The organism is Bacteroides xylanisolvens XB1A (assembly GCF_000210075.1).
Classification (GTDB): domain Bacteria; phylum Bacteroidota; class Bacteroidia; order Bacteroidales; family Bacteroidaceae; genus Bacteroides; species Bacteroides xylanisolvens.
In genome coordinates this window covers 1,659,370-1,670,802 of the sequence record NC_021017.1, presented here as the reverse complement: position 1 = coordinate 1,670,802, position 11,433 = coordinate 1,659,370, and the positions used below count along the sequence as shown (strand labels likewise).

Below are 11,433 nucleotides of genomic sequence, written 5' to 3'. Positions count from 1 at the left end.
TTAAATATTTAAGTAAATAAATCTTTTAATATAAAAAGCCGAACATCCAGAGAGGTATCTGGTTGCCCCGACCTATTTCAGCCTTATGCAACGCGTACGTTACATTCGGATTGTTCTTGATCTTTGCGCCTTCCTGGCAAATTTTGAACGGCATTACTTCGTCCACCATAAAAGAGACGTTTTTATCTCCTTTATGTACCTTATGGTCTTTCCATAAAGAATTTGCAAAGAATGTGTCAAGCACATCCTGCTCTTCCACTTTCACCGGATAGATGGAATACATCAGGTTGGAGTTGTGCATCATTATCTTTGAAGGTTTTTTAGGGAATTCTTCCCCTTTCGGATAAACCAGATTAATGAGTCGCGCATCTGCCAGATACTTGATATAGTTCATCACCGTGGCGCGAGATGTCTGTATGTCGCTTGCCAGTTGGCTCACATTTGGAGCCTTCGGCCCGTCGACAGCGAGCAAATATAGTAATTTTTTTATCTTTGAAAGATATTTCAGTTCAATTTGTTTGATGAGAAGTATATCTACTTCCACCATCATGTTCATCGTTTTCAGTAAATTCTCCGAAAAGTTACGCTTTTCGAGGAAGAACGGATAGAAGCCGTGGTGCAGATAATCCTGGAAATAATCCAACGGACGAACTTTGGAGAGTACTCCTTTGGCAATCTGTTCGTGAGTGCTAAGAATTTCTTCGAGGCTATATGCCCTGAATTTCATGCCTGTTTGCAAGTTTAGGAATTCACGGAAAGAAAATCCACGCAGGTTATAGCTCTTGGCGATATCACGTAATTCAAGATTTTCTTCTTTCAGTCGCATCACGGACGAGCCGGTGAAGACAATTTTCAGGTTAGGAAAACGGTCGTAACACATGCGTAACTCTTTGCTCCATTCCGGATGTTTGAACACCTGGTCGATCAACAATACTTTTCCGCCACGTTTCTGAAATTCGTTGGCGAAGTCTACAATGCTGTGGCCCGAGAAATAGAAGTTGTTCATGTTGATGAACAGACAGGAACGGTCGTTCCCGAATTTCTCTTTGGCGTATTGGAGAAGGAAAGTGGTTTTTCCTACGCCACGTGTCCCTTTGATACCAATCAGGCGGTCGCTCCAGTCGATCTCGTCCATAAGATCGCGGCGAACGGGGGCATTGGTGTGCTCAACGAGGTAGGCGTGTGTGCGGTAGAATGATTCCATTTCAGTTCTTTGTTTTTCGGGTGGCAAATATACTGCTTTTTTTAGGATTTGCAAAGTAGAGATGGCAAAATTGTGTGTTTAATTCCAACTTTCTGTTTATTGTAGTCATTCCTGACTATTTCCTGTATATATTTGCAGAATAAAGTTTTGAATTCATTTGAAATGACAAAAAAGGCTCTTTATATATTCAATCCGGAACATGACTTGGCGTTGGCCAGCGGTGAAACTAATTATATGGCTCCAGCTTCGGCCAGACGTATGGCTTCCGAGTTGGCTTTGCTTCCGATGTGGTATGCAGAGGAGGGGAGTGCTGTATTAGCTTCTTCCGCTTATAATCTGGATTATTTGAAGCAAATGCAGGAATTGCTGGGAGTTTCGATTCATTTGATGACTGAACCGGAACTTGCTGTCGGACCGGATTTGGATATTCGTCCTTGGGGGTGGGATGTAGCTTTGCGGAAACGGCTTTCAGGGCTGGGCGTGGATGAAGCCCTGTTGCCTTCTATGGAGCAATTAAACGGTCTGCGGGAATACTCCCATCGTTCTAAAGCCGTCTCATTGCTTCCGGAATTACAACTGAATGAATATTTCTGCGGAGAATCTTATTATTTGAAGACACAAGAAGAATGGAAAACCTTTGTGGAAGAGCGGGAATGCTGCCTGTTGAAAGCTCCGCTTTCGGGAAGCGGTAAAGGCTTGAACTGGTGTAAAGGCATATTTACTCCTTTTATATCCGGTTGGTGTACGCGTGTGGCTGCTTCGCAGGGTGGAATCATTGCGGAACCTATATATAATAAGGTAGAAGACTTTGCCATGGAGTTTTATTCCGATGGTACAGGTGAAGTGACATTTATGGGATATTCCCTCTTCCATACCGGAAAGAGTGGAATGTATGAAGGGAATCGTTTGCTTTCTAATGAGGCAATCTGGAAACAACTTTCGCAATATGTCCCTTCAAAGGTTCTGACGGATTTGGAGAACTGTTTGAAATATAGACTTTCTGCGTTGGTAGGAACCGTTTATAAAGGTTATCTTGGGGTTGATATGATGATTTGTCGGTTTCCGGAAAATGAAAAGCCGGTTTTTCGGATTCATCCCTGTGTGGAAATTAATCTGCGCATGAATATGGGAGTTGTTGCGCGTTTTTTATATGACCGTTATGTACGTTCTGGTTCAACAGGGCGTTTTGTGATTGATTATCATCCTTCGGAAGGTGAAGCCTTGCAGGAACATGAACGAATGTCCGCAACTTATCCGTTGGAAATCAGGGAAGGTAGAGTGTACTCCGGTTATTTACCTTTGGTTCCTGTTCATAGGAGAAGTTGCTATCGCGCATGGATATGGGTAACTCCTGATAATATTTAACTTTATCTGTTCACACCAGCCAGCGACTGATATTGCGTTTTTCCGCACTGAACTCTACCCCGATCTTTATCACTTCACGTCCGTCTGCCTGATACGGTATCAGATAGCCTTTATCGTCGATCTGCTTCAATGCCGCTTCTGCTGTGTCATGCAGCTTGAATTCGAAGACATAGATATATTTAGGTGTTTTCACTACGGCATCTGCACGACCGCGGGCGCTGCGTACTTCGGCATCGGTGAACTGTCCCATAAGTTTGAAGACAATATAGAAAACTACTTGGTAGTGACGCTCTGTCTGCTCGTTCAATTCGTAGGTGAAATCGGCAAAGAAGGCTTGCAGGCGGGTAAGAAAGGCATCGTAGTCTCCCGAACGAAGTTCTTGTACAAACTTGCCGATGTAAAATCCTTGGTCACTGTTTCTCACTCCGGTGTAAAATGGAACCAGGAAATTAATGAAGCCGTAGCGGACTTCATCATTAGGAAATTGCAATAGATAGTTACCAAATTCCCTATCGAAATCTTTTATCGTCAGATAGCCACTTTGGTAAATTAACGGAATCGGATTATTGGAATCTACACGATATTCGGAGAACATGGAAGACGGTGCTTCGATCCCGTCAAGCAAAGTACGCAGGTCGTATTCGGTTTCTTGCAGCATCTCGACGAGGAAAGTCGGTGTGCCGGTCTGGAACCAGTAATTGTCGAACACTTTTGATTTCAGGACATTCAGTACACTGAACGGGTTGAAGATACCTACTGAATTAATGCAAAAATGATAGCCATCGTAGAGACGTGTCATTCGTTGTACCGCGTCATCATAAGAAATGGAATTATTGGCTGCCAGTATCTTGATTTCCGGCTGGAAGGTATCCAATAATTCTTGAAGAGTGATGCCGCAAAGGGTTCCGTAATCGGGCCATAAAGTGATGTCCTGCAATTGGTTGAGGTCACTGAATACACTTACTTGTGAGAATTTCGTTACTCCTGTGAGGAAGACGAAACGTAGGTAGCGGTCGGCACTTTTCAATACTCCGTAAAAGGCTTTCAGAGTTTTACGGTATTCATCCAGTAAGACATCATTGCCTAAAGCTTGCAATAGAGGTTTGTCGTATTCGTCTACCAGAACTACGACGCTGCTACCGGTTTGTTCGTAGGCACGACGGATGACGCCGGAGAAACGACCGGAAAGAGTGTTCTCGTCTATTCCTTTGCCATATTGGATTTCCCATAAGGTGAGTTGACGGCTGAGGATATCATAAAGTCTTTCTGGGGAATCGTACTTCTCGGCATTTAAATCCAGATGCAGCACAGGATGCTTTTCCCATTTCGTTTCCAGTTTTTCAATGGCAAGCCCTTCGAAGAGTTCTTTCTTTCCTTCAAAGTAGGCTTCAAAGGTAGAGAGAAGAAGACTTTTACCAAAACGGCGTGGACGACTCAGGAAGTATGGAGTAGATGTATAAGCTATTTTCCATACAAGCTCTGTTTTATCTACATATAGATAATCGCCCTTACGAAGTTTCTCAAAGGTCTGTATCCCGATAGGGAGTTTACGAAGCAGGTCATTCATTGTTATTTTCCTTTTAGTGGTTCAAAGATAATCATTATTTTCGTAATATTTCGTTTTCAATATCTCAAAGAACGGGCGTTATAATTTTGTTTAACTGGAAAATTATCATTTAGCTCATTCTTGCACGGTTTTCACCACAGAGGACACGGAGGACACAGAGGTGAATTTGTTTTATGACTTACGGATCATACCAATGTTTTTCAAGAAAATGATAAATCGGATAAGTCCATATCATAGATTTATTTAGTACCTTTGCCGTCCTATTTATATAAAAAGAAAAAATGAGTAAAGAATACACACTCGCAGATTTCACAGATATTTTCGATTACTCCACAGGCTGGTTCAGCGACAGTAGCATTTGTAGTCTATTCTATCAGATATTCAAACGATTCCCTTCTATGAAAATGGTGAAATATAAAGTAAACCAAGATTTCCTGAAAGAAATCAAAGAACTTTATCAGCAAGACGATGCGTTCGATATATTCGAGCATATATATTGCAATCATTTTGAGAATGAAAAAGAGGAAGAGGAGGAAGAAGAAGATACATCTACAAAAGAGTTATACGATTGCATCGTTATCTGCAAAAAGAATTTAATGATTGGCTATTTTGATAATTGCATAAAAATAGCCTATTCCAATATTGATAAGGAAGAAATCGATCGTATCAATCAGATTTGCGAAAACCACAAAAAGGAGAATGAGAAACTGAACAACCTATTTATAGTAACATACGCTCATAACTACTTCAGCCTGAAACAATCGCAAATCAATAAGCCGGCCATTCAGATTGACCGCCACTATAACAATGATTTTGCTCCCGTAGCCGCTGAAATCGAAAATTTCCTATTAGAGGAGAATAAAAGCGGTTTAATCATTCTGCACGGGAAACAAGGTACGGGGAAAACAACTTATATCCGTCATCTTATCAATCTCGGAAAAAAGAGAATGATTTATATGAGCGGCGACCTGGTAGACAAACTTTCGGACCCTAGCTTTATCACTTTTATCCGTCAACAAAAGAATTCGATCTTTATCGTAGAAGACTGCGAAGAGCTATTATCAAGCCGCAACGGAGGAAACCGCATGAATGCCGGACTAGTCAACATACTAAATATCAGCGACGGACTATTGAGTGATGAATTATGTATCAAATTTATCTGCACATTCAACGCTCCACTAAAAGATATCGACGAAGCCTTGCTTAGAAAAGGACGTCTGGCTGCCCGGTACGAATTTAAAGACCTGACAACCGACAAAGTAAACCAACTGATAAAGGAAGAAGGACTGGATATCCCCCAACAGACACAACCTATGACACTGGCTGAAATCTATAATTACGAAGGCATGGATTTCTCTTTAGGAAGAAAGCGGGTAGGATTCTGAACAAATCCTCCAAAGTAGAACTTTTAAAGAAAAATCGACTATTATTATTGCGAAATATAAGTATCTATATTTTACCTATCAACAAGAACGATTTGATATTTTTATACGTTTATTATACGTTAAAAGAGTTGCCCTATTACGGAGCAACTCTTTTAAATATTAAACTTCTTAAGTTCAAACTTTGCATGTGATACCTTATATCGACATTTTCTTACTTACAAGTTAACGGAAATCCAAAGATACTCACTCGCAAAATCTGTAATTATCCAAAGCTAAAAGGGAAAGTGCTTTCATCAGATAAAGCAATTAATCCGTTCTTTCGCTGGATACAAATTTTGTTTTCTCTTGCCAGCCAACCGGCCGCCAATGCTGTACTTTCTACGCTTAGGTTTAATCTTCTTGCCAATTCAGGTATTGAAATTTCACCAATTTCTTTCAGGGCACACCAAACTTTTCCGGCATTGTTCCCTACAATTGTTTTATCCATGGCTATTTTTATTAATAATTTGGTTACAATATAGTCATTTTAATAATTGTTTATAACAAAACCAACTTTTTTGTTTTAGTTTTTGACATTATTTAAAACAAAGAAATCAATTTCGCGTCTAGTGATTAAAAACTTGGTAATAATTCGTACCATAACACCACTAAAAGGAACATTATATATCAAAATAAATTCTCAAAACAGGAATCGGGCAATCACAGAAAGAAAATAGGAAATTGACATTTCCGCAATATCGGACAAGTCATTTCGCTTTTTTACCAATACCTTTGCAGAGTGAAATACCAGAATAAGTTATGCAACAGAAAAAAACAACGAAAGAGGAATATCAAAAGTGCGTAAATGTTGTAGTGGAATACATCAACCAACATTTGGGAGAAGACATTGATTTAAAATCTCTGGCCAGAATTTCAAACTTTTCTCCTTTTTACTTTCACCGGATCATGAAAGCTTTTCTCGGTGAACCGATTGGTACGTTTATTGTCCGGACGCGGACAGAAGCTGCCGCACGTCTACTCCGCTACTCGGATGTTCCGATTGCCGACATAGCCTATCGGATTGGTTACTCTTCTCCTTCTTCGTTGTCGAAAGTGTTCAAGCAATTTTATGGCATTTCACCTTTAGAGTATAGGAACAATAAAAACTTTGTAATTATGAAACCAGCGATTATCAGGCCAGACCTGGAACTAAAAAGAGAGATCAGAAACGTTTCCGAACGGAATGTGATTTATATCCGCCTCACCGGCGATTACAAACTGAATGATTACGGTGGCACCTGGGGCCGTTTATTCCAATTCATCAAAGAACAACAGTTGCCGATGGGAGATTTCAGCCCGCTTTGCATCTATCACGATGATCCGAAAGTGACACCGGCAGAAAAACTGCGGACAGACGTATGTATGGTAATGCCTGTAAAGGTAACCCCCAAAAGTGATGTCGGATTTAAGGTGATCCCGGCCGGACGTTATGCTATCTTCTTGTATAAAGGTCCGTATGACAATTTGCAAGCTGTGTATGATACGATTTACGGAAAGTGTCTGCCCGAAATGGAATGTACGCTGCGTGATGAAGCCAGCGCGGAACGTTATCTGAACAATCCATGCGACACTGCTCCCGAAGAGTTGTTGACGGAAATTTATATTCCGGTAGAATAATGCGGACAGACAAATGGCGGAATAAAGAGAATGAATAAAGATGTGATTTAACGTCTGACTTTTTTGGGGGGACAGTGCAAAACCCTGATAAGTCTATCTTTTAGACGCGGATGACACGGATTTAACAGATTTAGAATCTTCTTATCCGTGTCATTTTGCGTTATCCGCATCTAAAAGCATATTATGCTATAACAGGCTGCCTTCCTCTCTCCTACCTGTTATTTTTCAGCATAAATGCCAATCCGGTTTCCTTCACTATCAGTGAATACGGCAAACCATCCTTTGCCGTCCGCCTCGATCTTTGTTCTGGGAATGACTACTTTCCCTCCTTTCAGAAGTACTTTTTCCAAGGTCTGTTCTATATCCTCACAGTTGAAATGGATAAGCACTCCATGCGTTGAAGGAAGAAAGTCGAAATTTGAAGCATAAGAGATAGCCCCGACGGTTTCACCTTCTTCTGTGAAACAAGCCATTTTTTCTGTTTCACATTCAAAAGTCGGAAGTTGCATACCCAATACTGTTTCGTAAAAATCGACAGCCCGATGGAAATCGGAAGCAGGAATCTCAAAAAATGCAATTAGTTTTTTCATTTCGTTTCTTTTTTATCGTTACTACTAAGCCTTTGCAAAGACACTGCAAAAGTAGGGCAACACGAGGAAGCCTGATAGGAAAAAAGGGACATCTTTAAAGTTCGGAAAAATAATCGGAATAAGGAGCGCAGACAGAAAGATACTCGGCAGGGGTATAACCGGAAAAGAGTTTGAATTCCTTTATCATGTGAGACTGATCGGAGAAGCCACATTCATAAGCTACTTGTACAAAAGGAATAGTGGCATCCTGCTGCAACATTAACAATGCCCGCTGCATACGGACAATACGAATAAATTCTTTGGGGGTAGTGCCGACATAATCGGCAAAGATACGTCCAAACTGCTTACTGCTCAAACAGGCCGTTTCCGACAGATGAGCAATGTTGATTTGCGGCTGGAGGTTTATTTCATGAAACACAGCAGACATCCGCTTGAGGTTATACTCCGGAAGGGTGTATAAACGACGAAGGAAAAACTGCTCTATCAAACGAATAGAAACGGCATTATCAGAAGTGTCAGTGACCTGTTTCACCAAATCCGACAGTTCTACATCTTCCATCGCATCGGTATCTACATTTTGTCCGTGAAACAGATGGCTGGGAATATGAAACAATGCTTTAACTGCATAAGGCTGGAAAACAACAGTAATCATTTCAATCCTACCCGTCGACTGTACATCCGAGAAGCCGACCGATTGTCCGGAAATGAAGGATTGAGGTTGTAGTTCCGACTCGCCCGACAAAAGGAGTTGTTTCCCTTTATGAAATACCAGTTGCATACAGCCAATAGGCAGAGTCCGTTCGGAAACCGGAGTCACTGAATCGTCTTGCAATATCCAGTAATGCCGTATATAAGGAGCAAGCGCCAAACAAGGTTTTATAAGTTGAAATGATTGCATAGAGCAAAGATATTATTTCTTAATTCAAATGCAAAAGTAAAGCTCCTGTTTAAAGAGGTATAGTAAAAAAAGGACTTTTTATAAATTAGGGAGTCGTCCTATTAAGAACAGATATGCCGGAATGATAAACAGATAAGGATTTAAGGCAGGATCCTTATTTGAGAATAAGGTACAATTGAAAAGACGGCAAACCTTTTCTTAATAAAAAAACATCCTCTGTTTGAAGGAGCATGATTGTAGCTCACATTCAAACAGAGGAAGATTCTTTAGATAACGGAAAGTCCGTATTCGTAGGCCTCCGATATCGCATTATAGTCCTCGTCGGAATAGCTACCTTTATCTCTGGCTTTCTGCATATCTTTCATAAATGATTCTACGGAAGTCAGGAAGCTATAATAATTCTTCTGTTCTTCATCATAACCTGTGACAGCGGGAAGTTTCTTTGCAGCTTCGAGTTCTTTCTTCAGTTCGGCCATCTTCATATCAATACGCATACCATCCAGCGCATGTTTGCGTGAATAGAGATTCATGATGCTTTGCACGGTGCCGGACATCTTACGCATGGCCATGATTTGATCTTTCAACGGTTCATCGGCAAGCAGTTCTTTTTCAGCTTGTTCTGTCAGAGGGCTTAGAATATCAAAGATCACTTGTTTATATTCCGACATTTCTACACTAAGCCGATAGTTCTCGTCGAGGAGCTTGCCGATCTTTGCAGTCTCTTTTGCCTGCTTGTAAGAGAGGAATTTATTAAAATTATCATAGAATTGCGTCCTTGCACTGAAAAGTCCTCGATAACTCTGCTTCAGATTCTGACGGACTTCTATATTAAAATAATCCCCCGGATCCATCAATTCCGCTGTATCTCTGGCAGATACTTCAGGTGGTGCAATCGGAGATACTTCAGGAACTTTTCCTGTCTGTTCCATATATCCCAAAACTGCATTTATGTCTTTCGCATTGGCTACATGCCTCAACACGATAAGCGATGTATGATAATAGTTTATCACCTTACTGGCATTGTCCAATTCCTCCGAAGCGACAGAGGACGCAGCCTGTTTCTTGTTTCCTCCCGAACAAGAAACCAACAAGAGAGCACCTACAAGTGCTCCGAAAAATAAAATATTCTTCTTCATAATGGTTCGTTTATTAAGTCTTTCGTACTATAACAATAAAAATCGTTTTTTGTTATAGACAAACAATGCATATTCGAGAAGTGTAGTGGAGAAATTTAAGATGCTGCTAACGATGATTAAGGAATAAGCAACCAACGTGTATAAAAACAAAAAATGGCTACTCATCACGAGCAACCAATCTTTTGTTAACCTTAAATCTAATACTTATGAAAAAAACACAGTACAAAGATACCATATTTCAGATAAATAGCAAATTTCAGCGCCTAAACAGACGATATTATAACAGGGTTTAATACTCCGAGAATCGCATTAACATTTCAGACTTCATCCGTTAACATTTAACATATTCATTCACATAAGTTGCTCCCCGGATAAGTAAGAGTAGAAAAAAAGCTAATCATGGAAACGACATTGTTTTTTTTCGTAACTTTGAACTATGATAATCAGTGCCAGCCGCCGGACAGATATTCCGGCATTCTATTCTCAATGGTTTTTCAACCGGATAAAAGAAAGATTTGTATTAGTGCCCAATCCTTATCATCCGAAAATGATTAGCAGGATTTCCTTATCTCCTGCTGTGGTTGATTGTTTCGTATTCTGGACCAAGAACCCGGCCCCGATGCTTAACCAGCTGGATAAATTACAGGATTACAACTATTACTTCCAATTTACACTCAACCCTTACGGAGAAAAATTGGAGAATCGTTTGCCATCTATCGATAAACGAATTGATACCTTTAAAAAGCTGGCAGACAAAATAGGCAGAGAAAAAATGATTTGGAGATATGATCCGATACTGACGAATGAGGAATACAACGTTTCTTTCCACCAGGAAGCATTCGCCCGGATTGCCCATGAACTCAAAGACCATACCTCGAAATGTATGTTGGGATTTATAGATCATTACCCCCATATCCGAAACTCGATACAACCATTCAACATCAATCCGCTGACCAAAGAGGAAATAGAAGAAATGGCCGTCTCCTTTAAAAAGACAATAGATATTTATCCCGGTATACAGCTGGACACTTGTACCGTCAAGGTAGATTTAAGACATTTGGGTATTCCCAGCGGCTTGTGCATTGATAAAGGGCTGATTGAAAAGATCACCGGTTATCCTATCCTTGCTCAAAAGGATAAAAACCAGCGTAATATCTGCAACTGTATCGAAAGTATTGATATCGGGACTTATGAAAGTTGTCTGAACGGATGTGTTTATTGCTATGCCATCAAAGGTAATTATAATACAGCAGCATATAATATGAAGAAACATGATAAAAACTCGCCGTTGCTCATCGGTCATTTATCCGAAGATGATATAGTAAAGGAACGGGAGATGAAGAGTCTGCGGGATAACCAATATTCGTTGTTTTAGTCTTCCTGATCCGTATCTGACTTACAGGCATAAAAAAAGGCTATCTATCCCAGACAGCCAATCTTTTGTTAACCTTAAATCTAATACTATGAAAAACACAGTACAAAGATACGGACTTTTCGGTTATCTCCAAATTTTCGGCCCAATGCAGCGTATCTTATAACATGGTTTAATAGAATCTGAACCGTATTAACAAATAAGCGGTTAAGCATTAACATTTAACAGTTTTCTTAAATAATCAGGGCATAAAACTGGAG

General features: G+C 40.3%; 10 protein-coding genes. 4 read left to right on the top strand and 6 right to left on the bottom strand.

The window, feature by feature from the left end; all coding sequences use genetic code 11:
• Positions 1-25: 25 nt before the first annotated feature.
• Entirely contained in the window at positions 26-1,204 is a 1,179-nt protein-coding gene (locus BXY_RS06865) for an ATP-binding protein (protein WP_004311727.1), read from the bottom strand.
• A gap of 162 nt (positions 1,205-1,366) precedes the next feature.
• On the opposite strand from BXY_RS06865, the gene BXY_RS06860 reads away from it, so the two are divergent.
• Entirely contained in the window at positions 1,367-2,569 is a 1,203-nt protein-coding gene (locus tag BXY_RS06860) for a hypothetical protein (protein WP_015531534.1), read from the top strand.
• A gap of 10 nt (positions 2,570-2,579) precedes the next feature.
• Here BXY_RS06860 and BXY_RS06855 read toward each other — a convergent pair whose 3' ends face one another.
• Complete coding sequence (locus tag BXY_RS06855) at positions 2,580-4,136, bottom strand: ATP-binding protein (protein WP_004315119.1); 1,557 nt, start codon at positions 4,134-4,136, stop codon at positions 2,580-2,582.
• Positions 4,137-4,417: 281 nt separating this feature from the next.
• Here BXY_RS06855 and BXY_RS06850 point away from each other — a divergent pair, with 281 nt between their 5' ends.
• Complete coding sequence (locus BXY_RS06850; RefSeq protein ID WP_015531533.1) at positions 4,418-5,521, top strand: AAA family ATPase; 1,104 nt, start codon at positions 4,418-4,420, stop codon at positions 5,519-5,521.
• A 262-nt stretch (positions 5,522-5,783) separates the two neighbouring features.
• On the opposite strand, the gene BXY_RS06845 is transcribed toward BXY_RS06850, so the two are convergent.
• Complete coding sequence (locus BXY_RS06845) at positions 5,784-6,008, bottom strand: winged helix-turn-helix domain-containing protein (RefSeq protein ID WP_004308997.1); 225 nt, start codon at positions 6,006-6,008, stop codon at positions 5,784-5,786.
• A 311-nt stretch (positions 6,009-6,319) separates the two neighbouring features.
• Here BXY_RS06845 and BXY_RS06840 point away from each other — a divergent pair, with 311 nt between their 5' ends.
• Positions 6,320-7,177 carry an AraC family transcriptional regulator gene (locus BXY_RS06840; protein WP_015531532.1) on the top strand — a complete coding sequence of 286 codons (858 nt, stop codon included), beginning with the start codon at positions 6,320-6,322 and terminating at the stop codon, positions 7,175-7,177.
• A 218-nt stretch (positions 7,178-7,395) separates the two neighbouring features.
• On the opposite strand, the gene BXY_RS06835 is transcribed toward BXY_RS06840, so the two are convergent.
• The 3 genes from BXY_RS06835 to BXY_RS06825 all read right to left on the bottom strand — a co-directional run bounded on the left by BXY_RS06835 (position 7,396) and on the right by BXY_RS06825 (position 9,801).
• Positions 7,396-7,767 (bottom strand): VOC family protein, encoded by a 372-nt coding sequence (locus tag BXY_RS06835; RefSeq protein WP_004317320.1) that lies wholly within the window; start codon positions 7,765-7,767, stop codon positions 7,396-7,398.
• A gap of 94 nt (positions 7,768-7,861) precedes the next feature.
• Positions 7,862-8,665 carry an AraC family transcriptional regulator gene (locus tag BXY_RS06830; protein WP_015531531.1) on the bottom strand — a complete coding sequence of 268 codons (804 nt, stop codon included), beginning with the start codon at positions 8,663-8,665 and terminating at the stop codon, positions 7,862-7,864.
• Positions 8,666-8,931: 266 nt separating this feature from the next.
• On the bottom strand, positions 8,932-9,801 hold the full coding sequence (locus BXY_RS06825) for a DUF6845 domain-containing protein (RefSeq protein ID WP_015531530.1): 870 nt from the start codon (positions 9,799-9,801) through the stop codon (positions 8,932-8,934).
• 436 nt (positions 9,802-10,237) lie between these two features.
• Between BXY_RS06825 and BXY_RS06820 the strand changes: the two genes are divergently transcribed.
• Positions 10,238-11,176, top strand: coding sequence for a DUF1848 domain-containing protein (locus BXY_RS06820; protein WP_015531529.1), 939 nt, complete (start codon positions 10,238-10,240; stop codon positions 11,174-11,176).
• Positions 11,177-11,433: the final 257 nt, after the last annotated feature.